Source organism: candidate division KSB1 bacterium (genome assembly GCA_034506395.1).
In the GTDB taxonomy this organism is placed as follows: domain Bacteria; phylum Zhuqueibacterota; class Zhuqueibacteria; order Thermofontimicrobiales; family Thermofontimicrobiaceae; genus Thermofontimicrobium.
The window spans coordinates 1-25,466 of sequence record JAPDPQ010000049.1; the positions used below are offsets into that span (position 1 = coordinate 1).

At 45.8% G+C, this 25,466-nt stretch carries 33 protein-coding genes; all 33 read left to right on the plus strand.

The annotated features are described in order from the left end of the window. Nucleotides 1-667 precede the first annotated feature (667 nt). The 33 genes from ONB37_19090 (at nt 668) to ONB37_19250 (ending at nt 25,307) form a co-directional block, all read left to right on the plus strand. Nucleotides 668-1,012, plus strand: coding sequence for a metalloregulator ArsR/SmtB family transcription factor (locus tag ONB37_19090; protein MDZ7402267.1), 345 nt, complete (start codon nt 668-670; stop codon nt 1,010-1,012). A gap of 344 nt (nt 1,013-1,356) precedes the next feature. After that, on the plus strand, nt 1,357-1,776 hold the full coding sequence (locus ONB37_19095) for an arsenate reductase ArsC (protein ID MDZ7402268.1): 420 nt from the start codon (nt 1,357-1,359) through the stop codon (nt 1,774-1,776). Nucleotides 1,777-1,784: 8 nt separating this feature from the next. Beyond that, on the plus strand, nt 1,785-2,858 hold the full coding sequence (arsB, locus tag ONB37_19100; protein MDZ7402269.1) for an ACR3 family arsenite efflux transporter: 1,074 nt from the start codon (nt 1,785-1,787) through the stop codon (nt 2,856-2,858). A 166-nt stretch (nt 2,859-3,024) separates the two neighbouring features. Then, a complete protein-coding gene (locus ONB37_19105; protein ID MDZ7402270.1) occupies nt 3,025-3,903 on the plus strand; it encodes a universal stress protein in 879 nt (292 codons plus the stop codon). 402 nt (nt 3,904-4,305) lie between these two features. Next, a complete protein-coding gene (locus ONB37_19110) occupies nt 4,306-4,731 on the plus strand; it encodes a metalloregulator ArsR/SmtB family transcription factor (protein MDZ7402271.1) in 426 nt (141 codons plus the stop codon). Between the two features lie 121 nt (nt 4,732-4,852). Further along, nucleotides 4,853-5,590 carry a sulfite exporter TauE/SafE family protein gene (locus ONB37_19115; GenBank protein MDZ7402272.1) on the plus strand — a complete coding sequence of 246 codons (738 nt, stop codon included), beginning with the start codon at nt 4,853-4,855 and terminating at the stop codon, nt 5,588-5,590. A gap of 61 nt (nt 5,591-5,651) precedes the next feature. Beyond that, nucleotides 5,652-6,407, plus strand: coding sequence for a formylmethanofuran dehydrogenase subunit E family protein (locus ONB37_19120; protein ID MDZ7402273.1), 756 nt, complete (start codon nt 5,652-5,654; stop codon nt 6,405-6,407). A gap of 477 nt (nt 6,408-6,884) precedes the next feature. Then, nucleotides 6,885-8,201, plus strand: a complete 1,317-nt coding sequence (locus ONB37_19125) for a permease (GenBank protein MDZ7402274.1) — start codon at nt 6,885-6,887, stop codon at nt 8,199-8,201. Nucleotides 8,202-8,400: 199 nt separating this feature from the next. Beyond that, entirely contained in the window at nt 8,401-8,742 is a 342-nt protein-coding gene (locus ONB37_19130) for a hypothetical protein (GenBank protein MDZ7402275.1), read from the plus strand. A gap of 12 nt (nt 8,743-8,754) precedes the next feature. Continuing rightward, on the plus strand, nt 8,755-8,985 hold the full coding sequence (locus tag ONB37_19135) for a zinc ribbon domain-containing protein (GenBank protein ID MDZ7402276.1): 231 nt from the start codon (nt 8,755-8,757) through the stop codon (nt 8,983-8,985). 109 nt (nt 8,986-9,094) lie between these two features. Then, complete coding sequence (locus ONB37_19140; GenBank protein MDZ7402277.1) at nt 9,095-9,322, plus strand: hypothetical protein; 228 nt, start codon at nt 9,095-9,097, stop codon at nt 9,320-9,322. Between the two features lie 113 nt (nt 9,323-9,435). After that, nucleotides 9,436-9,792, plus strand: coding sequence for a metalloregulator ArsR/SmtB family transcription factor (locus tag ONB37_19145; protein MDZ7402278.1), 357 nt, complete (start codon nt 9,436-9,438; stop codon nt 9,790-9,792). A gap of 114 nt (nt 9,793-9,906) precedes the next feature. Continuing rightward, nucleotides 9,907-10,305 (plus strand): CoA-binding protein, encoded by a 399-nt coding sequence (locus ONB37_19150; protein ID MDZ7402279.1) that lies wholly within the window; start codon nt 9,907-9,909, stop codon nt 10,303-10,305. 395 nt (nt 10,306-10,700) lie between these two features. Continuing rightward, nucleotides 10,701-11,198 (plus strand): thioredoxin family protein, encoded by a 498-nt coding sequence (locus ONB37_19155; GenBank protein ID MDZ7402280.1) that lies wholly within the window; start codon nt 10,701-10,703, stop codon nt 11,196-11,198. A 233-nt stretch (nt 11,199-11,431) separates the two neighbouring features. Then, nucleotides 11,432-12,151 (plus strand): sulfite exporter TauE/SafE family protein, encoded by a 720-nt coding sequence (locus ONB37_19160; protein ID MDZ7402281.1) that lies wholly within the window; start codon nt 11,432-11,434, stop codon nt 12,149-12,151. 203 nt (nt 12,152-12,354) lie between these two features. After that, on the plus strand, nt 12,355-13,146 hold the full coding sequence (locus ONB37_19165; protein MDZ7402282.1) for an NAD(P)-binding domain-containing protein: 792 nt from the start codon (nt 12,355-12,357) through the stop codon (nt 13,144-13,146). Between the two features lie 301 nt (nt 13,147-13,447). Next, nucleotides 13,448-13,771 carry a hypothetical protein gene (locus tag ONB37_19170; protein ID MDZ7402283.1) on the plus strand — a complete coding sequence of 108 codons (324 nt, stop codon included), beginning with the start codon at nt 13,448-13,450 and terminating at the stop codon, nt 13,769-13,771. 203 nt (nt 13,772-13,974) lie between these two features. Beyond that, nucleotides 13,975-15,729, plus strand: a complete 1,755-nt coding sequence (locus ONB37_19175) for a radical SAM protein (protein ID MDZ7402284.1) — start codon at nt 13,975-13,977, stop codon at nt 15,727-15,729. 380 nt (nt 15,730-16,109) lie between these two features. Further along, nucleotides 16,110-16,349, plus strand: coding sequence for a thioredoxin family protein (locus tag ONB37_19180; protein ID MDZ7402285.1), 240 nt, complete (start codon nt 16,110-16,112; stop codon nt 16,347-16,349). 20 nt (nt 16,350-16,369) lie between these two features. Then, nucleotides 16,370-16,852 carry a thioredoxin family protein gene (locus ONB37_19185; protein ID MDZ7402286.1) on the plus strand — a complete coding sequence of 161 codons (483 nt, stop codon included), beginning with the start codon at nt 16,370-16,372 and terminating at the stop codon, nt 16,850-16,852. Between the two features lie 4 nt (nt 16,853-16,856). Beyond that, entirely contained in the window at nt 16,857-17,552 is a 696-nt protein-coding gene (locus ONB37_19190; GenBank protein MDZ7402287.1) for a cytochrome c biogenesis protein CcdA, read from the plus strand. Next, entirely contained in the window at nt 17,549-17,704 is a 156-nt protein-coding gene (locus ONB37_19195; GenBank protein MDZ7402288.1) for a hypothetical protein, read from the plus strand. Before ONB37_19190 ends, ONB37_19195 begins: the two co-directional genes overlap by 4 nt. A 69-nt stretch (nt 17,705-17,773) precedes the next feature. Next, on the plus strand, nt 17,774-18,946 hold the full coding sequence (locus ONB37_19200; protein ID MDZ7402289.1) for a permease: 1,173 nt from the start codon (nt 17,774-17,776) through the stop codon (nt 18,944-18,946). Nucleotides 18,947-19,059: 113 nt separating this feature from the next. Then, on the plus strand, nt 19,060-19,419 hold the full coding sequence (locus tag ONB37_19205) for a putative zinc-binding protein (protein MDZ7402290.1): 360 nt from the start codon (nt 19,060-19,062) through the stop codon (nt 19,417-19,419). Between the two features lie 48 nt (nt 19,420-19,467). Then, a complete protein-coding gene (locus ONB37_19210) occupies nt 19,468-19,752 on the plus strand; it encodes a hypothetical protein (GenBank protein ID MDZ7402291.1) in 285 nt (94 codons plus the stop codon). A 481-nt stretch (nt 19,753-20,233) separates the two neighbouring features. Next, on the plus strand, nt 20,234-20,545 hold the full coding sequence (locus ONB37_19215) for a metalloregulator ArsR/SmtB family transcription factor (GenBank protein ID MDZ7402292.1): 312 nt from the start codon (nt 20,234-20,236) through the stop codon (nt 20,543-20,545). A 228-nt stretch (nt 20,546-20,773) separates the two neighbouring features. After that, the gene (locus ONB37_19220; GenBank protein MDZ7402293.1) at nt 20,774-21,511 is read left to right on the plus strand and encodes an ABC transporter ATP-binding protein; all 738 of its coding nucleotides are present in this window, start codon (nt 20,774-20,776) and stop codon (nt 21,509-21,511) included. After that, on the plus strand, nt 21,504-22,454 hold the full coding sequence (locus tag ONB37_19225) for a SufD family Fe-S cluster assembly protein (protein MDZ7402294.1): 951 nt from the start codon (nt 21,504-21,506) through the stop codon (nt 22,452-22,454). The genes ONB37_19220 and ONB37_19225 overlap by 8 nt, the downstream gene beginning before the upstream one ends. Nucleotides 22,455-22,776: 322 nt before the next feature. Then, nucleotides 22,777-23,229 carry a SoxR reducing system RseC family protein gene (locus ONB37_19230; protein MDZ7402295.1) on the plus strand — a complete coding sequence of 151 codons (453 nt, stop codon included), beginning with the start codon at nt 22,777-22,779 and terminating at the stop codon, nt 23,227-23,229. A 99-nt stretch (nt 23,230-23,328) separates the two neighbouring features. Beyond that, a complete protein-coding gene (locus ONB37_19235) occupies nt 23,329-23,691 on the plus strand; it encodes a carboxymuconolactone decarboxylase family protein (protein ID MDZ7402296.1) in 363 nt (120 codons plus the stop codon). 4 nt (nt 23,692-23,695) lie between these two features. Then, nucleotides 23,696-24,082: a putative zinc-binding protein gene (locus ONB37_19240; protein MDZ7402297.1), complete on the plus strand. Its 387-nt coding sequence runs from the start codon at nt 23,696-23,698 to the stop codon at nt 24,080-24,082. Nucleotides 24,083-24,262: 180 nt separating this feature from the next. Continuing rightward, a complete protein-coding gene (locus tag ONB37_19245) occupies nt 24,263-24,844 on the plus strand; it encodes a thioredoxin family protein (GenBank protein MDZ7402298.1) in 582 nt (193 codons plus the stop codon). Between the two features lie 106 nt (nt 24,845-24,950). After that, a complete protein-coding gene (locus tag ONB37_19250) occupies nt 24,951-25,307 on the plus strand; it encodes a hypothetical protein (GenBank protein MDZ7402299.1) in 357 nt (118 codons plus the stop codon). Nucleotides 25,308-25,466: the final 159 nt, after the last annotated feature.

Sequence of the window (25,466 nt, forward strand, 5' to 3'; positions counted from 1 at the left end):
CCTAACTTAACTAACTGTCCATTTTTTTATTGCAATGCCAAAATAAGCTAATAAGGTTTCGGGTCGGCTTGGTTTTCATCGGCTACTAAGGTCAATAAGGTTTAACTTTCTACTCCCCAAGCGCTTTAATCCACTTTGGCGTCCTTTGCTGGAACTACTCAGCTCTTTTGAAATCAGGTATCCCTGTAAATAATGATGTAAGCCATTTGTTGAAAAACTTCCAAAACAAATGGCGTAAGATCGATTGCTTTTAATCTAACAAAAAAAATACGAATAATCAACTCAAAATTTGGAAATAAAAAATTTTTCAGCAGCCAGGAGTGCAGCGCCTTTACAGTCTGTCTATGAACTTATAAGAATTTAGAGATTAACTGTCATTGCGAGGAGCGCAGCGACGAAGCAATCTTTATGTTAATAGCGGCTTCTCCTGAAGATTGCTTCGGCAAAAAACGCCTCGCAATGACTACAAATTGTCAAATTAGCAAGTTTGTGGACACGCTGTTTATATGCTGCAAGTTGCCGCAAGGTGCAATCCATAAAGGGATTGCACTCCTGGTGCAACTCATAAAAGGATTGCACTCTAAAGAAAGCACTCCTCAAAAAAGCACTTGACTTTTTCCAATATCATTTCTATATTTAGCGAAATGAAAATCGAGGGTCTGAGGCAATGGACAAGCTGGTCAAAATTTTCAAAGCATTGGGCGATTGGAATCGGCTGCGCATCGTGAAGATGCTGCAACACCGATCGCTGTGCGTATGCGAGATTACGTCGGTGCTCGAGCTGGCAACATCCACGGTTTCCAAGCATCTGAGCGTTTTAAAAGAGGCGGAAATTATTTACGACAAAAAGGATGGCAAGTGGGTGGATTATCATCTGGCCACTGATCCCAAAAATATTTTCGTCACCGCCTTCCTGCCGCTCATCACCTATTGGCTGGCCGATGACGAGCAGGTGAAAGCGGATCTGGAAAAATTGAAATCGACTGATCGGGTGCAATTGTGCAAAACGTAGGATTGGAGCAATGGAGTGTTGGAGTAGTGGAGTTGTGAAGTATTGGACTATTGGAGTAGTGAAATGTATACTCCATCACTCCAATACTGCTGCAGTGCGGCTATTTACGTAAAGCGTTTTGGCAATGAATAACTTAATTAGCGCCTGAACGAAAATCAATAAAAATTGTCCTTCCGAGCGCAGTCGAGGAATCTGAATATTCCAATAAATTAGTGCCTTACCCAGATTCCTCACTTCGTTCGGAATGACAAAAACTGTAGTTTTCGTTCGAGCACCAGTTACCCAATTACCTAATTACCCAACCAACATTTCGACATTTGACGAACCATCGAAAGGCAAATTGGATGAAGCAAAAAATACTCGTGTTGTGCACTGGCAACTCGTGCCGCTCGCAGATGGCCGAGGGTTATTTGCGGCATCTGGCGGGTGACCGATTTGAAGTGACCAGCGCAGGATTGGAGCCGAGCGTGGTCAATCCGAAGGCTATTCAGGTGATGCAGGAGGATGGCGTGGATATTTCGAGCCATACCTCCAAAGATGTGGTGCAATTCATCGGGCAAAAGTTTGATTATATCATCACGGTTTGTGATAATGCCAGGGAACATTGTCCCTATTTTCCAGGCCAGGCGGAGCGGATTCATTGGAGCTTTGAGGATCCAGCCCAAGCAGTCGGTTCTGAAGAGGAAGTATTGGATGTGTTTCGTCAGGTGAGGGATAAAATTAAATCGACGTTAAAACAATTCATTCAAGAACTAAACGCATGAGGTAAGAAATGAGCGAAGGTGTAGCTAAAAAATTATCGTTTTTCGATCGCTATTTGACTTTATGGATATTTATTACCATGTTTATCGGAGTAGTGGCTGGCTATGCCGTGCCATCAATCGCTGGATTTTGGGATCGATTTAAATCGGGAACCACCAATATCCCCATCGCCATCGGTTTGATTTTAATGATGTATCCGCCGCTGGCAAAGGTACGTTACGAGGAATTGCCTAAAGTTTTCAAAAACCTGAAACTGTTAGCCATCTCTTTAGTGCAAAATTGGATTATCGGCCCATTGGTAATGTTCTTTCTGGCGATTTTGCTGCTGCCGGATAAACCAGAGATGATGGTGGGGGTAATTTTAGTAGGGCTGGCGCGCTGTATTGCCATGGTATTGGTCTGGAATGACCTGGCCAAAGGCGACTCCGAGCTGGCGGCGGGGTTGGTAGCCTTCAACGCTATTTTTCAGGTATTCCTTTATTCAGTCTATGCCTATATCTTTATCACCATCTTACCGCCGTTGTTCGGTCTGAGTGGTGCCATAGTTGATGTCTCGATTACAGAAATTGCTATCACCGTGTTGATCTATCTGGGCATTCCCTTTTTAGGCGGGTTGCTCTCCAGCACGATTTTGCGAACCCTGAAAGGCAGCGACTGGTACTTTAAACAATTTATTCCGAGGATCTCGTTGTTAACACCCATTGCCCTGCTGTTCACCATATTGGTAATGTTTTCGCTCAAGGGCGAAAAAATCATCGAACTACCACTGGATGTATTACGAGTTGCCATTCCTTATTCTATTTATTTTGCGTTCATGTTTTTTATTACTTTTTTTCTGGTCAGGAAAATCGGAACCGATTATGCCAAAACCACCACTGTATCCTTTACTGCTGGCAGCAATGATTTTGAGCTGGCGATTGCAGTCGCCATCGCGGTATTTGGGATTAATTCATCGGCAGCTTTTGCCACGGTGATCGGCCCGTTGGTGGAAGTGCCGGTGCTGATTGGTCTGGTCAATGTGGCACTCTATTTTAGGAGGCGATATTTTGCCAAAGAAATGGCAGCACCAATTGAAATAACATAATGAAGGTATGCACGCTTGAAACCGCTGCTGCAGAGAATTTTGAGTTTGGCGAAGCTGCCAGTTGGTGGATTGAATCAATTCGCCGAGATCGGTTTGCTAATTGGCGGACGACCAAAGCTTTTTAAAAGCAAACTGTTGATAAGAACTAACAGAAGGAGGATTCGTCATGTTTAAAACGATCATGATTGCGACAGATCTGTCGCCAGCGTCTGATGCCATTTTAAAATGCGCCAATGGATTCCGCTTGCTTGGCGCCGAAACCATTTTTCTTTGTCATGCTCTTGGGCTTCGGCATCTGGAAGATCTCAAATATTCCCTGATAAAAAAAGCCGAGCCCAAATTGGTCGCTCAGAAAAAAATACTTGAACAACAGGGATTGCAGACCATTGTCGAAATTGCGCCGGGAATTCCGTCGGAGGAAATCAATAGAATAGCCGATGAAAAGAAAGTTTCGTTAATTGTGATCGGAACCCATGGGGAAAGCCTGGCCAGTCATTTACTCTTTAAATTTGGCGGCGTGGCATCCGAAGTATTACACAGCCACAGCAGACCCTTGTTATTGGTTCGAACGCAAGTAACTGAAGATAGGGGCGAAGTCTGTTGCGAAGCTTCATGCGCTGACTTTCGCGGTAATGTGCTTTATAACACGGATTTTTCGGATACCGCTTATCGGGCGTTTGAATACCTCGAGCAGATTGTAGCGGCAGGCTGTAAAAAGGTAACCCTGCTTCACGTCCAGGACCAGGCCCACATCAGCAAACATCTGGAACATAAGCTGGAGGAGTTTAATCGAATTGACACCGAACGGCTGGAAATGCTCAAAAGCAAATTGATCGAAAAGGGTGCCAAAGATGTCAGGATTAAAATCCCTTACGGTCATAGCAAAAGTGAGATCTTAAAAGAATCACAGGAAAATAATTATTCATTAATTGTCATGGGCAGTCAGGGACGTGGTTTCATTAAGGAAATTTTTCTTGGCAGTGTCAGTTGTCATGTGGCGCGCTATGCCAGACAGTCAGTACTGTTAGTGCCGGCCTTACGCTAAATCTGAATTAACAAATAAAGAATTTATATTCAAAGTTAACTGAATTAAAAAATAGTACAAAAATTATTACTTATTATCATCCACTTTTAACATTCCTCCTGCTCCTTACCCGGGCGGATACTTCCTGCGGTCGCTTCAAGGGGGAACGACGGGGAGTCCGCTGCCAGTTAGTGGGGGATTTAGAAGTTTGAGTTGACTCTTATTAAAGCTTTTACGTATCCGTTAATCTTGTTAAAAAGGTAATGTTTACTTTTTTCAATGATATTAATCCTTTGAGAGGTTGCTAATGCCAGCTCACATTTGATATCTTACAAAAGTTTTAAAAAAAAGTCCTTGACTTTTAATTTTTTTTTGTTACATTATATGCCCAATTGGACATGTGAGCATATAAAAGGTAAAGTGATGACAGGGCGTAAAAGCGAACTATTCAAAGCGCTATCCGATGAAACAAGGCTAAGGTTATTGAACCTGTTCCTGGTGTCAAAAGAACCGCTATGTGTCTGTGAATTAACCGATGCTTTAAACGTACCACAATATCAGATTTCCAAACATCTGAGCTTGTTAAAATATATGGGTCTTATTAAGCACGAGAAACATGGAAAGTGGGCTTACTATTCCCTGAATGAGGGAAATCCCGTGAATGATCAGCTATTTAAATTTTTGCGGGACTTTTTGATAGATCCGCCGTTTCAAAGCGATTGGCAGTATTTACAGACACGATTATGTTTACGCCAAAACGGTAAATGCGTCATCGGCGCAATTGCTGCTGAAGAATGGGATGGTTTATTACAAGGGAAAAAATTAATAAGAGAAGCAAACTGTTCGTAAGCGTTCACAAGAACAAAATAAGTGTAAACATTATACCCATTTCATTCCTTAACGGCGAAATTCCGTTTTCAAAGGATCGGAAGGAGTAGTTTAACTGCAAAACATGTAACGAGGGAATAAAGTGAATCAACATCTGATTATCAGCATCGGCCTATTCATTCTGGCAATTATTTCCGGAATGCTTGGCTTAGGAGTAGCCTTTGCGGCTGTTCCCTTCCTGGGTCTGTTTCTTCCAGACCTGGTGAATCAGGTGCAACCGCTAAGCTTGCTGTTAAACGGCTTAACCGCTCTTTTTTCAACCTTTGGTTTTGCAAAGAGCGGCTATGTCGACTGGCAGAAGGCGATCATTTTGGCGATTGTGGCAACGGTGACCGCCCCCTTCGGTGCTTATTTGGCACACTTTATCCCTCAGATTTATATCTGGTATATCTATTTTGCCGCAGTAGCATATCTTGCCTATCGGTTGTTTCGTCCGGTAAAGGAAAGGCCTTGCGAGGAGAACTTTAAATTAGCCCTTATCCTGACTATACCCATTGCTATTTTGAGTGGTCTTCTGGGCGTGGGACCGGGATTTTTACTTCTCCCGACACTAATCATTTTGGGCTTTGAAGCAAAAAAGGCCGCCGGCATTAATGCTTTTGCGGTCACTCCGCCGTCGTTTTCGGCCCTCATCCCCCATCTTAGCACGGCTCAGTTTGACATAAGCCTGACCATAGCACTGCTGATCCTCGGTGCGATAGGCTCGTTTATGGGAGCGAGAATTACCAGTCGATTTGTGCCAAGTAAAAGGATCAAGCAATATTTTGCAATCCTGATCGTCATTACCACAATGTACAAGATTTATACTATGCTGAAATGAAAAAAACAAAATTGGGATAGGAGAAAGTGATTCATACAGGAATTCATAAAAGAGTAATAATATGAAACAGGGAGCAAAACATCCGACTCTAATGGCTTTTGGGCTGCTCATTATTTGGTTTTTATGCACTAATATTGCAACGTTGATGCCACAGGAAAAAAACGCTGATACCATTGATTGGTTTTATCCTGAATGGGCAGCCAGCGCACCATATAATACGCCAATTGTTGTTCGAGATACAGAAAGTGCACTCGGTCGCTATACTCTCAAGACGAAAAGAATCAGTCTAAGAGATCTGGTGCTTTTTCATGGCCACTTGTGTGATGGACTGGTAATCGCCTTTGTGGAGATAAAAGCGGTACTTGAAAAGCTTTTTCCAGATGGAGTAGTGGACAGAACCGACCTCAGAGCAGTTTCTAAAAATGGTCCTTGCTGGGTTGATGCGGTCTCCATGATGACCGGAGCGCGGATTAATTTTCAAACTCTCCGCATCGATGCCACTGTGGATGATGGATTCATTATTCAGCGGATTTCTACCGGTGAAGCCTATGAAGTACATTTAAAGCCCGGGGTCTTTCCTGAGATGCAGGCAAGTCTTGAAGCCAGAATCCGGCAACGGAGAGCTGAAGGAAAAGTAGTCTCAGCGGCTGAAATTGATCAGTATGAAGCAATGGCCAATGAACTAAGCCGGAAGATGCTCACCACTCCGGCAGAGCAACTTTTAACGATTACACCCAAGCCTGATTACAAGTTCCGATTCAATGACCTGTACGGTAGCAGAGGGGACATCATTAATAAAGAGATGCCTCGTTATTAGAATGTCCGACCTGAGAGCAATGGCAAAGGCCACCAGGATGTTGCTGAATGTTGCCTTTTAAAAGTGAGGATGTATCTAAGGCGCTTGAAAAGGATTAAGATAACCGAATAAACCAATATATGTTAAGTTAACAGAAGACTGGTCAACAAATGAACAGAATAGATAAAATGATAAATTTTTCACAACAGCGTGTGTGCAAAAGATGTCTGAAATGTTGTGACCCGAAAGCACCTCCTGACTAATTATGGCCTGGTATTTAGCGTAGGCCTAAAATGCGAAGAAGATTAATGAATGCGCTCTAAAAACTAATTAAGCGAATTTTTCTAATTTCACTAATTTGAACTTCATTAAAATCAATTAGCTTAAATTAGCGAAATTCGCGGTTAAAGCCTTTTTAGAGGGGACTCAATAATTGAAAATCACAGTTCTGAAAATGATTGGTTTACATTGGAAAAGCTGAGATCAGGAGGATTATTCATGTTTAGAAAACCAGTCCGAAAAGAATGGCTATATTTATTGATCGTGGTGGTGCTTTATGCCAGTGGACTGCTCTATGTGCAGATCAACGATCTTTCATTAGGTTCACTTTTTAAATACGGTCTTTTACAGCCAAAAGGGATCACGGGTGAGGATGCCAGAATAGCGGATATTGACACGCCGCTCAGTTGGAATATACTTCAGGTCCTCTGGTTCATTTTCATCAAAGGAGCGGCAGTGCTGGTGGAGCTATTTCAATATTGGGTGGTGGGTATGCTCATCGCCGCATTTCTAGTGGTGTTTATCCCGTGGGAAAAGATCAAGCAGAAAATGGGGTACGGCGGCGTGGTGCCGAATTTTTTGGCGACCACGGCCGGAGCGGTCATTCCGATCTGCTCCTGTGGCATCGTGCCGGTGCTGGCGGGAATGGTCGAGTCGGGCGTTCCATTGGGTCCTACGCTCGCCTTTCTCATCGGTGCGCCCATGCTGAATGTGGCAGCGTTCTTCATGACCGGCGCCGTGCTGGGATGGCCGTTAGCCTTTGGGCGAGTTTTAGGGACATATTTCATCGCCATGGCCGTCGGATTAACGGTGACTTATTGGCAGAAGAAGGAACGATTTTTAAGAAGGTTTGTGAAAATTTCATTAGCGCCGCGCTTATCGCCGCAATTACAGCAGTTTGCCTACAAAGTGGGGATGGCTCTGGTCAAAAATCCGAAGGGCTTACCCACCGAGGCGCTGGTGTCTGCCAATCCCGGCGGGGATGAACAGCTTATGCTGCTGGCAGAGGCCGGAATTGTGGATCGCAGCAAAGATGGATTGTGGTTCATCCCCCAGGCTTCAGGTGCTTCCACGGATCTCACTGGCGCCTGTTTCGTGCTTCCCACCGGAGATACGACACGGAGTTTTGGCCAGAAGCTGACTCAACTCATAAAAAGTGCCTGGGATTTGTTTTTGCAACTCAATTACTATCTGGTGCTGGCCGTGATCATTGCCGGCGCGATCAAAGTGCTGATTCCGACCAAGGTGGTGGTGAATTTGGTAGGCGGCGCCAGTCTGAATTCGGTTTTGGTCGCCTCGGCGGTTGCCGTCCTTGCCTACGTCTGCACCTATGTGGAAGTGCCCACCGCACTGGCGCTGATGAGTAAGGGCATGGGCGGCGGCGCCACGCTTTCCTATCTGCTGGGCGGGCCAGGCCTTAGCTTACCTTCGATCATGATGTTGAGCGGCGTATTCAAAGCAAGGCTGCTCGCTCTTTATATAGGTTTAAGTTTTATCGGCTGCGTGATCGCCGGGTATGTGTTTAATTTGTTTTAATATTTTTTTTGTCACAGAGGCTCAGAGGGCACGGAGAGAAGAAGTGAAGCGAAAAAAAATTTATAAGAATGAATTAGCTAAAAGAAAAAATCCATTATCATATAAAAACTCTGTGTGCTCTGTGTCTCGGTGGCTATATCATGTCAGAGCCATGAAACGTTGATGTAAGAAAAATTAATTATTGTAGGAGGCAAAAAAGATGTCTGATAACCATGTAGTCAAAATCTTCACCATGCTCCAGGAATTTCCCTGCGGCGTGGGCTCGTCGTGCTGCGGACCGATAGGCCAAACAGAGGAGGAAATCAATGCCTTCAAAGCAGGACTGGAGCAAAAGCTAAATGTTAAAGTCGAGACGTTCGATGTCAAAGACGGCAAAGCGATGCGGGATCATCGCGAGATTCTTGGGCTGTTACGCTCATTCGGCTGGGGCGTGCTGCCGATTATCTTTGTCGGGGATGAGGTCGTATCAATGGGCGTACCCGCCAGCCTTGAAGATGCCGTTGCTGCAATACAGACTAAATTAAACCATGTTGAAATATAGGAGGTGAACAAGATGCCAACGTATGAATTTGGTTGTATCGATTGTGGCGAAAAGTTTGACATATTCGCCAGCGTCAGTCAGAAAAATGAAGGTTTGAAATTAGTATGTCCCAAGTGTGGCAGTTCGAATGCCGTACAACTTTTTAACAGCATTAATTTTGTCAAAAGCAATGCTGGCAGCCCGAATAAAGCGTTCCAGATGGCTGGCGGCTGTGGACCGAATCCTGGGCCTGGATGCTGCTAACAAAATTGATTGGTAATGCTAGATCAGGTATGTTTTGCAAAGAGCGACTCGGGCGCATTGTTACAAAATCAATTGAAACATCGAAAAATGAGACATATCTAGCGATAAAATGACAAGTACGAATAGTTCCCTTACCGAGTATAGAACCGCTGATCAAGAGATTTTGACATCGATATTTATGATGAACGACAATAGGGAAATTCTCAAAGAGCAGTATGGCTTCGACACTATCGCTGCCAGAGAACAGGCGATTGATTTTTCCAAAGCGACCTTAGTTTTAAAAGAAATAGTCGCTTTAAAAAAACATTCCTACCTGATCAATCAAATCCTTGCCTAATCCTGTTGATCCTTTCTCAAAGAAAATTTTTAATAAAAATTTCCCTTGACATTCATATCAGTTTTATTTATATTTCATGCCAATTTTGGCATATAGACATATAAGGTGAAATCATGGATCACGCAATGATTTTCAGAGCGTTGGGGGACGTGACCCGAATTCGAATTCTAAATTTATTTCTGCAAAGCAATGAGCAGATTTGCGTTTGCGAGCTGATGGATGCGCTTCATCTGCCGCAGTACACCGTTTCCAAGCACCTGCATATTCTGCGCACGGCTGGTTTGATTCGCTCAGGCCGAAAAGGTACCTGGGTCTACAATCAGCTCAATCGGGAACATTCGGTCTTTCTTGAGGAGTTGTTCAAACTATTGAAAAAGCAATTAGCCGATCAATACCCCGAGGATATAGAATCGTTGCACCAACGGTTAGATTTGCGGGAGGATGGAGTTTGTACCGTTGGTGTTATTTAGTAGGAAAGTTGTAGTCCACTTTGGAAGTGGGCTACAACTTGGAAGATAAGATGTTTGTTAGATGTAGTCCACTTTTGAAGTGGACTACATCTTACTTAACCGAAAGGACCAAACATGACCGCCGAAGAAATTCTGAACACCAAAAAATCATTCGCAGTTATTGGCGCTACGCCGAACAAAGAGCGCTATGGCTATGAGGTGTTTGAGATTTTGCGGATCAATGGTTATCAAGTTTTTCCCATCAATCCGAAATATCCCGAGATCGATGGAGTGACCTGTTACCCATCGCTGATGGAGCTGAAAACGCTGCCCGATGTGGTGCTCACCGCCCTGGCACCTGCCAATACCGAGCAGGTCATCGACTCGGTGAAAGCGCTGGGCATCGAGACCGTCTGGATGCCGCCTAACTGCTGGTCCGAAAACGCTGTGAAAAGATGCCAGGAGTTGGGTCTGAATTGCATTTATGATGAATGTCCAGTGTGGATGTTGAAGTTGAGGGCAAGAGGGAAGTAATTCTTTTTGGGAAATATCACGGAAAATTCAAGCACCAAATATCAAATTCCAAATAATAAACAATTCCTAAATTTCAATCACCAAAACATCATTCATTTGAACAATGAAACTGAGGTTGGTCTGATTTTTAAATTGGAAATTGGGATGCCGTAAGGCTTTTATTCACACAAATCTAACCAAAACGGGTCATTGCGAGGATCCGCCAACAACAGATTCCTCACCGCCAACTGGCGGTTCGGAATGACTTCATGGCTTGAAAATCGGAGTTGTACTGATAGGAGTTTAGCCGTAAAGTTAGGATGGAGTTAAGCCGTAAGGCTTTTATAAAAGGCTAACGCCTTAATTCCATGCCTTAATTCCATGCTGACGCCTTAATTCCAGAAAGGGCGAATATTATGAGCGAAGAAATTACCATGGTCACCATCGCTGGCCATCGGATCGGACTGATCGGGCTATCCGAGATCTTCGAAAGCATCAAGCAGAAAAATTTATCTGATGACGCAACGCTGAGAGATCAATTGCTGCAGCAGGTTCGTGTTCAGAACTATGTGCCCGATTCCAGGGCTGAGGACTATGCTAACGCCATTCTGCGGGAGTACAAGAAATTTGCAGGATTGCCCGTGGAGCCAGTCAAAGAAAAATTGGCCTTTCCCACGATCAGGATTCTGGGGCCAGGTTGTGCGGCCTGCGAAAACATGGAAAAAGATGTGCGGGCAATTCTGGCTGAATTGAACATCGCTGCGGATGTGGATCATGTGAGAGATGTGAATAAAATCGCCGAGTATGGCATGGCTCGCACGCCGTCGCTGGTGATCAACGATGAGATTGTGCTGAATGGCCGCTCGCTGCCCAAGAGCCAGTTGAAGAAATTGTTAGAGGAAAAGCTGAGATAGCCAGGGAAAATCCCAAATACCAAATTGCCAAATGACGATTAATATTCAATTATCAAATCACAAATTGCAAGCCTTGATTAAACCAAAATCGGCTTTGGGCCACTAACTCTGGTTGGAATTTTAGACATCGAGATTTGAGATTTAGTTGGATTTTGGAGCCTGGACCTTGTAATTTTGAATAAGATTTCAGAGGAGAACACATTACGCTGGTCATCGCACAGATTATTTTCGGGATTTCGTTCTTTCTGTCGATGCTCGGCCTGGGCGGCGCTCAATTGTATGTGCCGATATTTTATTGGCTGGGGCTGAACCTGAAAACCGAAGCCATCCCGTTGGCGCTGCTGCTCAATTTTGTCACGCAGTTATCTGCCAGTGTCATCTATCTGCGCAAGCAATTGGTGGACATTGTCGCTGGGCTGCCGTTGCTCATAAGTTCGGCATTGTTCCCTGTGGTCGGGGCGAGTTTTACTCAGCGATTGCCGACGAGATGGATCATCCTCATTATTGGCCTGATCTTAATCACAGTAGCGATTCAGACCTTTTTCAATTGGCAGCAAACAGGGCATCCACTCAATCGGCGGCAAAAGATCATTATTGGAATGGCTGCGGGCAGCGTGATTGGCTTTATCATTGGCTTGATCGGACATGGGGGCGGTTCGTTTGTTGTGCCCACGTTATTGGTGTTAGGTTTTGCGCCGAAAAATGCAGCCGCCACCTCATCGTTTATTTGTACCTTTTCTTCACTTAGCGGATTTTTGACCCATGCCAGCCTGGCTCGTATCGATTGGGGGTTATATATTCCCAGCGTTTTCGCTGCTATAATCGGTGCGCAGCTCGGCTCTCGCTTCATGGCAGCTAAAATGAAAAGCAAAACCTTGAAACGGATGTTTGGGGTGGTGTTGTTCTTAATCGGTGCAGAAATTATAGCGAATGAATTCATAAATCTGTTTTGACAGGGTCAACAGGATTCACTGGATGATCATTTTTTTTAAAAGGGGCAACTCGCTCTTGGGAAGCGATGATTCATTTTGATTAAAAACCGATTCGGCGCCAGTTGCCAACAATTTTTTGATCATAAACATCCTGTTCATCCTGTTGAATATTCAAAGTGAACTTGCGGCTAATTTGCCGATTTGGCCTAAGGAAAGGATTGGTTATGAATCATGAATCAACTTTCGGTTTTATCGGAGGCGGGCGGGTCACCTACTTTTTACTAAAAGCATTATCTGATAAAAATGCTTTGCCAGAAAAGATCATAGTCAGCGATCCCAATGAAGCGGCTCGTGCCAAAATCCAGGCGATTGCAACCGAGCGGATTCAAGCGGTCAATGATAATAAACTGGCGGCGCAGGAAGATGTAGTCTTTCTCGCTGTTCATCCGCCCGTGATCAAAGATGTCATCGAAGCGATTAAGGTGGGCCTCAAGCCGCAGGCGATGTTGATCTCATTGGCACCTGTTTTTAAAATCGAAAAATTATCAGCATTGTTGGGCGGTTTCAATCGCATCGTCAGAATGATCCCCAATGCCCCGTCGATCATTCATCACGGCTACAATCCTGTGGTCTTCGGGAGCGGGGTTACGGCGGATGAAAAATCGTGGTTGATGAATATGTTCAGCAACTGGGGCCAGTCGCCCGAGGTGGCGGAGCAAAAATTAGAAGCCTATGCCATCGTCACGGCCATGGGACCAACTTATTTCTGGCCGCAATGGGCCAAATTGGAAGCGCTGGGAAAATCATTTGGCTTGAATGATGCAGAGCTGAAGTCGGGCATGGCCGCCATGTTAACAGGTGCAGTGGCGCTGATGTATCAATCCGATTTGTCGCCTCAACAAGTCATGGATTTAATACCAGTATATCCAATGAAGGATCACGAAGCCAAAATCAGCGAACTATTTGAGGCGGCGCTGGTGCCGCTGTATCAAAAGCTCAGTGGGGCGGCAAGGTAAAAGTCTGTGCAATGGCTGAGGTGGATTTGTTCGCCGTTTTTCCCACGGATGGTAAAACAGCCACGGATTTTTAACCCTTTCAAAGGTTGAAAACCTTTGAAAGGGTTCTCTAAATTGTATCGTTAGATTAGACTCCGACATCCGCTGGATTCATCTATCAGTTGGGATAAAAATGATAAATTCGGTTGCCCAACGGATAGATGAAGCCAACGGATTTTAAGTATGAAAGCAATCCTTCCAGTTCTAAACCGTTGAAAGGATTTTTTGAAAAATTGAATCATCAAACAAGAAAGAAATTTTTATGACAGCCGAAGTGACCATTCAAGCAGGAATATGTGGTTTTAACACCCAGGTGCGTTCGACCAGCGAGGATGAGCAGATGGTGACGTTGAAAATCGATTCGGATTGCGACAAGATCAAACAACTGGCAAAAACGATCGAAGGAAAAAATCCGCTGGACGGCTATCAGGAACTGATGGTGAGCCAGATTTTGAGCGCTGCAGCGGAACAGCTCAAAGGCGGCTGCGCTGGCTGCGTGGTGCCAGCGGGGATTTTCAAAGCCATGCAGGTGGCAGCAGGGTTGGCACTGCCCAAAGATATTGAGATTAAAATTAACCGTTCATAATGTTGAAAACCTCGATCAGTTGGGATAAAAAAGATAAATTCGGTTGCCCAACGGATAGATGAAACCAACGGATTTTAGACCCTTTCAAAGGTTCGAAACCTTTGAAAGGGGATCTTTATAATTCGACACGTTGATCAGGATTTTTATTATCCTGTTGATCCTGTTCATCCTGTCAAAAAATTCGAATTGAGGCAAACTGATTGTTGAGTAAAAGAACGAAGAAAAACTATCCTGATGACGCCCGTTCGTGTTGTGATCCTGGCGTGGCGTTAGAACAAAATACAAAGCAGTTGGGCAGAGCATTCTTGCCTAACGATGGCGCTGCATCCAGGGAAGAACAGTTCGCCCAGATCAGCAGGATGCTGTTTCAGCGGGGACTGGTCAGTGGCGTGGATGGGGCATTGGCCTGGCGGATCAGTGATCAGGAAATTCTGGCTTCGCCGATGCAACTGCCGCTGGGATTGTTGTCTGCCAATGATCTGGCACGACTATCGCTCGATGGAAAATATCAAAATGACGTCGTGCCTGGCCTGGCCGTCGAATTTCTGGTTGAGCTGTTCCGCCAGAATCCCGATATCGGAGCGGTGATCCAGGCGCATCCCAAATTTGGCTCCGTGCTCGGCCTGGCGCAGGACTCATTGCCATTATCGCTGCTGCCCGACCTGCAGCGCCGCATCGGCCAGATCAAGACCATTGGCTTTCAGATTCACTATACCGAAGAAGTGCTGCAGCAGTTGCAGGCTCGCAATCGGGCTCGGGGAGTATTTTTGATCGAAAATTACGGCGTGCTGGTCTTTGCTGAAGATTTGCTTACTGCCGCAATGACGCTGGATTCGCTGGAACATTATCTGGAGATCATTTATTACAGCCAAAATAGCGATCGCAAAAGTCGTCCGTCCAGCAGCTTCGAGGTGCAGCCAGTGGAACCGCACCTCACCAAAATTTATCTGGAGGTGACCACCCGCTGCAATTTCAACTGCACCACCTGCCTGCGCAAGACGGGCGCCGTGCCCAGGGATCAGGACATGACGCTGGCGAAGGTGAGCGAGTTGATTCACCAACTCCAGCAGAGCCGCACCTGTCGGGAGATCGTGCTATTGGGCTATGGCGAAACCCTGTGCCATCCCCAGGCGATTGACATTATCGAGCAATTGAAGTCAGCAGGATTTCATCTGACGCTGGTGACCAATGGGCAATTGCTATCTGCCGAAATCGCCGAGCGATTGATCGCTGCCCAATTGGATTGGCTCTACGTCTCCATCGATGGCGGCGATTACATGGCGCATCAGAAAATTCGCACAGGCTCGAATTTTCAGGCCATCATCGAAAATTTGAAAAACCTGGCTCAGCAGAAAAAAGACAGCAACCGTTCGCATCCGCAAATTGGGCTGGAAACGGTCATCACCAGAGACAACATTCGCCAGATGCGCAGCATCTTGAACCTGGCAGAGCAGGTCGGCGCCAGGCAAATTCTGATGAGCAACCTATTGCCCTATAATTCTGCCATGGTGGAGCAATCGCTGCTCAATCAACCTGGCGGATTTATTTTTCGGAACAAGTATCACTCGTCAACAGTGAAAATTGCCCAAATGGACTTTCGCCAGCCGACCCGCTGCAGATTCATCGCCGAGGGAGCGGCGTTTGTTTCGGTGGAGGGCGATGTCAGCCCCTGTCTCATGGCGTCTCGCTCGCATACGGCGGTCATTCTGGGCGCCGAGAAAAAGGTGCAGCGCTTCAGCTTGGGCAACGTCTTTCAGGAAGATATGGCGCACATCTGGAATTCGGATCGCTATCGCTCGCTGCGGGACAAATTCCGCTACTACGATTTTCCCGATTGCTTCACCTGTCGGGGCGCCGAGATGTGCCTCAACCGCATCAATGGCGACCACGACTGTTTTCTGAGCGAAACACCGTGCAGCGATTGTCTCTGGGCAAAGGAAGTGGTGGTGTGTCCCTGAAAAAGTCATGAGATGGCAATAAAAAAATTCAAAACGTCAAATCCCAAATTCCAAATAAATCGCAATGCCCAATTTTTCAAATTCCAAATCCTGATGGGCGAAGTTTAAATCATTCGAATTTGAGATTTGGAATTTAGTTGTGGTTTGATTTTTGGTATTTGGAATTTATTACGGGGAGCACATTGTAGTTTGCATTTGAATTGTCCTTTCGAACGCAGTGAGGAGTCTGGCTTTGAAGTGACTGTTGAATTTACAGATTTCTCTCCGCCGATTGGCGGATCGAAATGACTATGCTATGTAAACTACTTAATGCTCTCAGTAGTAACATCAAACGTATAACGATCATTCAATAATAAACATAATGTGAAGGAGATTCAATTATGGTGATTAAAATTTTAGGAATCGGTTGTCCCAATTGCATCAAATTGGAAGAACTGGCAAAAAAAGCGACGCAAGAGCTAAATGTGAATGCCGAATTTGTGAAAGTTAGAGAAATTGATAAAATATTGGACTATGGGATTGCCCGAACGCCTGGTCTAGTAATCAATGAAGTGGTGAAATCGGCAGGTAGGATTCCAACAATTGATCAGATCAAAGCCTTTATTCAAGAATCGCTGTGAAAGCGAAAGGAAATTTGAAAATGAAAAAATTTTATCCGATGTTCCTGGTGGGGCTGTGGATTTTGCTTGCCTTCGCATGTGGCAAGAACGATGCCCAGACGAAAACTGATTCTTTGAAACAAAATAAGAAATCGGTTCAGAATAAGTCGGTGGAAATAGATTCGACGAAATCAGACTCCAGAATAACAAACACGTCCAAAGTTACTTTTATCGAGCTGGGATCAGTCAATTGTATCCCCTGTCGTATGATGCAGCCTGTGATGAAAGCAATTGAAGAAGATTTCGGCGATCAGATCAAAATTGTCTTTTACGATGTCTGGAAAGATCCAGCGCCCGCCCGACAATATCGCATTCGGGTTATCCCTACCCAAGTCTTCTTGGATGAATCAGGCAACGAGTTCTTTCGCCATGAAGGTTATTTCCCCAAAGAGGAAATTGACAAGCTACTCATGGAGAAAGGATTGAAGCCAAAAAATAAATCAGAAGCGAAAAAAGTTAGGTGATGGGATGCTGACAAAGTTATTTACCTGGTTGACCCATGCAATTCAGGGACAGCCAAATATCGCCATATTCGGCGCTTTTCTTTGGGGCATTCTGAGCATCCTGCTCAGCCCCTGTCACCTGTCCAGCATCCCACTGATCATTGGCTTTATCGATAAGCAGGGTCGAGGCTCAGTCAAGCGGGCGTTCTGGCTTTCAGTCTTGTTTGCCACGGGAATTTTGGTCACGATTGCCGCCATCGGCATCATCACGGCTTCGCTGGGTAGGCTGATGGGCGATGTCGGCAGTGTTGGAAATTACCTGGTGGCTGGCGTCTTTTTCCTGGTGGGCTTGTACCTGCTGGACATCATTCCCGCACCGTGGAGCGGTGCCACTGGAACCAATGTGAAGCAAAAAGGATTGGCAGCGGCATTTGTATTGGGCTTGATTTTTGGAATTGGCTTGGGCCCCTGCACATTTGCTTACATGGCACCCATGCTCGGCGTGGCATTTCAGGTTGCCGCCACCCAATTGCTGTTTGCCATCGCCCTATTAACCGCCTTTGGCGTGGGCCATTGCTCAGTCATTGTATTGGCAGGTACGTTGACCGAAAAAGTCCAGCAATATTTGAACTGGACCGAGAAGACCAAAGGAGCGATCATTGTCCGTCGCATCTGCGGCATGTTGGTGATCCTGGGGGGAGTTTATTTGATTTTTAAATGAAAGATGCACTCGTTAAAGTGGATGAAAACACTACTGTTTTTGCTGTCATTCCGAACGGAGCGCAGCGAAGTGAGGAATCTTCAGATTATGCGGAACCAATGGCTTGTACAGATTCCTCTCCGCCAGTCGGCGGACAGATCCGTTCGGAATGACCGTCCGTCCAGATATATTCCATCCGCCAGTTGGCGGATGGAATATATCTGAAGAACTAAGGAGAAAATATGAAAGATCGAACCAAATTAGCCATTGTGATAACAACTTTCCTGGCCGCTTATTTTATTCCGTTTGGCAAATCCAATATTCAAAAAGCGATCCTGGAAGCCTTTTTTATGTTGCAGGACTATGCCCGTGAGCATGTACTGTTCTGCCTGGTGCCAGCGTTCTTCATCGCTGGGGCGATTGCGGTGTTTGTGAATCAAGCCGCTGTGATGAAATATTTTGGTGCCCAGGCGAAGAAAATCCTCTCGTACAGCGTGGCATCGGTTTCAGGCACGATTCTGGCGGTTTGTTCCTGCACGGTATTGCCGCTGTTTGCAGGAATCTACAAGCGGGGCGCAGGCATTGGGCCCGCCACGGCATTTCTCTACTCGGGTCCTGCCATCAATGTGCTGGCCATAATCTTGACCGCCCGAGTGCTGGGGCCCGAGCTGGGCATCGCTCGAGCTGTAGGCGCCATCGCCTTTTCGGTAATCATCGGACTGCTCATGGCGTTTATCTATCGCAAGGAGGAGAAGGCCCGCAACGAAAAGGCGGTCAATTTTGGCCAGGGGCTGGAAGAAGCTGGGCGTCCCCTATGGAAAAATGCGCTGTACTTTTTGACCTTAGTGCTGATCCTCATCTTCGCCGCCTGGGGCAAACCTGCCCAGCCCGTGGGATTCTGGAATTTCGTTTTTCAGATCAAATGGTATCTCACTATCGTATTGCTAGCCGTTTTGGGCTGGCAGCTATGGCGCTGGTTTCAAAAAGATGAATTGAGCCAATGGGTTAGCCAGACCTGGTTTTTCGCCTGGCAGATTCTGCCACTGCTGTTCGCTGGAGTTTTGGTGGCAGGATTTTTGATGGGCCGTCCCAATACCGATGCGGGCATCATTCCGTCCAACTGGATCAAACTGCTCGTCGGCGGCAATTCGTTATGGGCCAATCTGTTCGCCTCGGTCTCAGGCGCCTTAATGTATTTTGCCACGCTGACCGAAGTTCCCATTCTGCAGGGCTTGCTCGGCAGCGGCATGGGCAAAGGCCCTGCGTTGGCATTGCTTTTAGCTGGCCCCGCCTTGAGCCTGCCCAATATGTTGGTGATCCGCAGTGTCATCGGCACGCAGAAGACATTGGTTTATGTTACGTTGGTAATCGTGATGGCGACGGTGACGGGGATGGTGTTTGGGGGAATTTTTTGATGAGCCTTCCAAGTCTGAAAATTTTAGTATAGTGATTTCAAAGGATGAAACGACGATGCATGGTATGGTCGTATTGACAACTTGATGGTATGGTTAACGTTGGAGGTTAATTGATGCAAAATAGCAAAATGTTTATTCTGGCCTGTTCAGGTGCTTCGAATACAGGTGCTTACTCTGATAAGGTGGCTCGAAAAATGATGCAGAATGGCAACGCCAAAATGCTGTGCCTGGCCCGCTTTGCAGTCGATCCTGCCTTTGCTGAAGAAAGCAAAGCAGAGTTGGGCGATGGCGTCAGAATTGTGGTGCTGGATGGCTGTCCGATCAATTGTGCGGAAAAGATTTTGATGGAGAAAGGTATCCAGCAATTTGAGCACATCAATACGACCGATTTTGGCATCGTCAAAGGACAGACGCCAGTGACCGAAGCAAAGATTAATGAAATATGTGAGTTTTTGAAAGGGAAGGATGCATAAGATGTAATCCATCCGCCAGGTGGCGGATGGACTACATCTAATTTAAAGATGGGAAATAAAACGATCATCATATTGCGCACCCGCCAGTGTCGCCGCAGCGATTTGATCATCAAATTCTTGCAGGCGGAAAAAATGCCGCATATCGTGAAATTGCTTGAAGAAGATCCAGAGGCACAACAATTAGCGCAACAATTCGATATCCGTTCTTCGCCAGGGATTATTGTGAATGGCCAGGTCGTCAATCCTTACCAGATGATTGAGAATTGTCAGATCAAGGATCGGGTAAAAGCAAGACGGTTGCTCGAAGATTTACTGAATGAGGAGAACAAGTAACAACCTTTTCAATCATTAATGACAGCCTGGAGTTATTGCAATTTTATAGCCACCGAGTCACAGAGCGCACAGAGCAATGATCAACGGAATTTTCGAATGAACTTTTTAATATTGTTGTGAATCAGAGCTATGATAAAATCTCCGAATCATACGTTTGCTTCAAAATATAATCAAAATTACCTCTGTGATCTCTGAGCCTTTGAGGCAATTTTTTCTAATGATTGATGTTGAATTTTATTTGCACTATTATTCATTATAATCCGCCAGCCCGTCGGCCGATTAGAGCGCCATGACTTCGATGAAAATTGATTTCCAAGCGCCCTCATTGATCTATACAACGTACCCTTTTCAGGATTTCTATTCATTAAAAGAGAAAATTATTTCAGTGATTGTCAAAAAACCACTTGACTATTGAAGATTGAATTGCTATATTTATGCAGTTATGCAAAATAAATCATAATTGCATTAATGAGATTTTGAAATGGCTGAATCGATTCATGAACTGCAAGTCGAAATTTTTAAAGCGCTCTCCCATCCCGCGCGGATTAGAATTTTAAACGCGCTGCGAGAGCGGAAGCGCTGCGCCTGCAATTTAGCGCCAGAATTGGGTATCGAGCAATCCAATTTCTCGCGCCATATCTCGGTGCTGAAAAATGCCGGCTTAATCCGCTGCTGGAAAGAAGGCGTGAGCGTTTTTTTTACACTTGCTGATCAACGCGTGATTGATCTCTTGGATAATGCGAATGAAATCTTGAAGCATAGAATTCAATTGCATCATCGCATAGTTGTTTAGGACGCGAGTTTTGGTGAAATTCTATCTTCAGTTGACTTGCAAGTCGGATGCTCGCGTAACCGATAATGTGAACAGAGCTGACAGTCAAAGGAATATTTAATATTTTTTTGCTGGCAGTTATTTTTTGATTATCAATATACAATTATGCGAAATTAATCATAAATGCAGCCCCCCCTTTCAAAGGCGCCGAGCCTTTGAAAGGGTAAACAACTATAGACAGGAAAAACTATGTTGAAGCTATCAGATATAACGATTACCAAAAACGGGAAAAACATTTTAGATCAGCTTAGTCTGACGGTGTTTCCCCGTGAAATTCACAGCATTCTGGGGCAGAATGGCACGGGCAAAAGCACGCTGGCATACACCATCATGGGATTGCCGGATTATCAAATCAACAGCGGACAGATGTTGTGGCAGGGGGAAAATATCAACCAGCTTTCTGTCACTGATCGGGCGAAATTGGGGATCACCCTGGCTTGGCAGGAACCGGTCCGATTTGAGGGACTCAAAGTGAAGGATTATCTAGAAATCGGCAGCCGGGGAAATGGTAGAAATTTAACGCCCGCCCAGAGCCTGGAGAGCGTGGGGCTGAATCCAGATAAATATCTCCATCGGGAAGTTGACACCACTTTAAGCGGCGGTGAGCGCAAGCGCATCGAGCTGGCAGCCGTTTTGATGATGCAGCCCCGGCTGGCAATTCTGGATGAACCCGATTCCGGCATTGATGCGTTGTCTATCGATTACATTAAAGGAGTCATCCGCACGCTGGTCGCCAAAGGATCATCGGTGCTGTTGATTACGCATCACGAGGAAGTGGCGGCCATGGCCGATCGAGCTTCGTCGCTGTGCGCTGGCAAAATTTTAAAGACCGGCAATCCCGAAGAAGTCACCCGTTTCTTCCGAAACCATTGCCGGGAGTGCCCGCATATAAACCAGCCCGCGGAGGAGGTGATCCAGGATGCCTGACTTCGCCAATGAGTTCGAGCTGCTGGCTGAAGCTTACGCTGCCAGCGGTGGAGAGGTGCAGGATTTAAAAAATTCCAATTATGGACTAATGCTGGTCAGCGGGCATCAATTGCTTGGCAAAAATGAGATACCCGGATTGATCATCGAAGGTGAGCAAATTGCCGATGGTGTGAAGGCGAAAATCACCGTCAAGAAAAACCATCAGCTTAAACATCCAGTGCATCTCTGCTTCGGTGTCATTCCAGCGGAAGGCGTGCAGCGAATTGTGGCGGACTTTGTGATCGAGGAGAACGCCAGCGCCCATTTTTTGGCGCACTGTTCGTTCCCCAACGCGGTGAAGGTTCAGCATATTATGGAGGGAACAGTTACCGTCGGTAAAAATGCTACCATGGAATACAGCGAAACTCATTATCATGGCACCCAGGGCGGTGTGGAGGTGCTGCCCAGGATGAAAATCGATGTTGCACCCTATGGTCGCTACATCAGTACCTTTAAATTGATCAAAGGAGCGGCGGGCAAGATCGTGCTGGATTACGATGCCTATTTGCAGGATCGGGCCGTGACGGAAATGTATGCCAAAGTATATGGCAAGCGCACCGATGATATCAGAATTAAAGAATCAATTTACCTGAATGGCACGGAGTCCCGCGGTCTGGCAAAAAGTCGTATTGTTCTTGTCGACCAGGCTTCAGCCGAGGTGCTGGGAGAGGTGATCGGCAAGGGACCCCATTCCCGCGGGCATATCGATTGTATGGAAATTGTGCAGGGAAAACAAGCCGTTGCTTCGGCGGTGCCGCGGCTGAAGGTGGTGGATGACACGGCCAAGCTGACCCACGAAGCTGCCATCGGCAGCGTTGATAAAAAACAGGTGGAAACATTGATGGCACGTGGGCTGACGGAACAGGAAGCAGTGGATGTCATTGTCAAGGGATTATTGATGTAGCAAGAGCTTCTGGTTTGTGTTTTAAGAAAGCAAACCCAAAAAAAGAATAGCATTTTTTGCTGTCATTAGTAAGTGGAGCAAAGTCGGAGATACTCGTTAGAGTGCAATTCTTTGGCTCTTAGCACCAGGGGAGATTGCTTCGGCAAAAAGCGCCTCGCGATGACGAAGTAACTTTTGTCATTGCGAGCGGAGCGAAGCAATCTCTTGATTGGTGGCTGCAAGAGAGATTGCTTCGGCAAAAAATGCCTCGCAATGACATGGTGGTGTTTTTCATCGCTAGAACTAAGTCATAATACTCGTATTAATTCACAAATGCTAGAATATGCCAATTACCGATGATCCAATCCGAATCATTGAAGTGAAGGACGGCAAAGCGCTGATTCGCGCCCCCCGTCTTTCGATGTGCGCTCATTGCCACGCTGAAGACGAGATCAAAAATAAATCCATTTTTGAAACCTGGATCGACAACCCAGTCGGAGCGAAACCAGGCGATTTTGTCCATGTGGAGATGGCGCCGAAAAAATTTTTGCTGGGGATTTTCGTCCTGTTTGGCGTCCCGCTGATTGGGTTATTCCTTGGCATTGCTGCTGCCAGTTGGGTTCATTTTTTCAATCCGTTGGCAAGACAGATCGCGTTGGGCTTTTTCGGATATGCCCTGTCATACATCATTGTCTGGCGGTTTGATAAATACGCCCTGAAAAGCAATAAATTTATTCCAGCGGCAATCAAAAAAATTAGAATCAAAGAAGATTTTCTCAACAAACCAGTTGGATGAAATCGCATTAAGTTAAAGTCCGCCTTATTATCCAGCAATAGTTAAGCATTTGATAACCAAGGTGGACTCCAACTCTTCTGCAAACATGAGGAACGAAAGATGAATGACAAAAATCGAACCCTTGAAGACCGCTTGGATTCATTCAAAAAAGAATTTGGTAAAATTTTAGAACCCGTTGCCTTTTTAAGGGATCGCGATAAAGCACTGACCGATGCTTTTTTGACATTGCATGAAATCGCCCTGGGGGATGGTGCTATTTCTCGTAAGCATAAGCTGCTCATGCACGCGGCGATCACCGCCAGCATGCATGATGTTGATGCGACCGCCATGCATCTGACGGGCGCATTGAAGGCTGGCGCTACGGAACAGGAAATTTATGAAACGGCAATAGCTGTTATCCCGGTAGCGGGAATGCCAGCGTTTGGAGCCTTTCTGATGGCATTGAAAAAAAGCAAAGAGTGAGACAATGGAACAAACTTTACCCAAAATCGGACTATTAGTCTGCAACAGCGGCAGCTCCAATAGCGGCACTTTGACCGGAATTGTTGCTTATGGCATGATCAAAGAATTTGATGGCATCGGTATTTTCTCGCTGCCAGCGCTGGCCAATCGGATCCCGAAACAAATTGCTTTGATTAAACAAGTGCCGCGACTGATCGTCCTCGATGGCTGCAAAAATGAATGCGCCCGAAAGATCGCCGAACAATTGGAAATCCCTTATGCTGTTTATTTGAATTTAGAAGCTGATGTCGGAATCGAAAAAATGGGCCCCTTTACCACGATGGATTATTCGGTCGAGGAGCTGAGAAAAGCAAGAGAGGCGGTTCAGAAGTTTATTGTCGATGCTGTGTGAGATTGCTTAGTCGCTGTGCTCCTCGCAATGACGTGGCGGCTGCGGTCATTGCGAGCGAAGCTAAGCAATCTCTGGAATTCTTGCACTACTGGAGATTGCTTCGGCAAAAAACGCCTCGCAATGACTGGGCTGCGAAGCAATATTTCAACGGTTTGAATGTTAAAATTAGCTGGGAGGATAATGCTCGAAGTTGATTGGACAAAATGGTTTTTTAACTTTGAAGCCGCCTGTCAGCAGTCGAAGCAAAGCCGTCGGCCTATTTTGCTGCAATTTCATCGGCTGCAATGTGCTGGCTGCCGCAAGATGTATGCGGTAACGTATCCTGACCAAGAAGTGAGCGCCGAGTTGTATGATTGGTTCGTTCCGCTGCGGCTGGATATTTTGAAAGACCATCGCATCCGATCCAGTTATTCGGCGGTGTGGACGCCATCGTTTTACTTTCTGGACTTTCGCGGCAAGCTGCTCTATTCGCTGCCGGGCTATTTGCCACCCGAAGATTTTCGGATCGTGATGCGAATGGGTTTGGCTGCCTATCATATTCCCCGCGCGAAATATGACGACGCCATTGCGATTCTGACCGATGGCCTGGAGAAATTTGCCAGCAATCCCCGAGCCGCTGCGCTGCTGTTCTGGCGGGGAATGGCGCAGTATTTAAAGGGCTACGATAGCCAGGAATTTCGAGAAGCAATGACAGAGATTCGGGAGTCTTATCCCAACAGTCCCGAGGCCAGGATGTGGCCGTGGGAAGATAGATTTGACTAAGTTTGCTTTAAAATATAATGAATCAACAGAACTCATTCCGTGAAAAAGTAAGAGAGATTACAGATCCAAGTCAATTGATGATAGAAATTTTAATCGAGGAGTCAACATGAAAATCAAAGTCATTTTAAACGGCGGCCTGAAATCCTGCTGCCAGACGTATCCGTCGGAGATGATTCGAACCGCCCTAAGAGGCTGGTTTAAAGATGATGAAGACATCGAAACTGAAGTGGTGGATAAAATGGAGAGCGACATCCAATTGGATCAGTTAGGATCGCTGGCATATCAATTTTTTGGTGAGAACATTTATCCCATCGTCTATGTGAATGATGTATTGGCAGCCATAGGCAATCTGCCCGATAGCAATATGCTGCACAAAATGGTGCAGAATCCAGATCGCATCGCTATCTCCGAGCAGGATATTCTGGAAGCCGCTAAAAAGCACGGCGTGGCAGCTAAAACCTAAACTTGAATTCCTTAACCCTTGCGAAGGCTCTGTGGTATTGCAATAAAAAAATGGACAGTTAGTTAAGTTAGGCTGCTTTTTTTAAAACGGTATATTCGGCTGGTGTTTGATACCCCAACGCCGAATGCAGCCGTTGCCGATTATAAAATACTTCAAGAT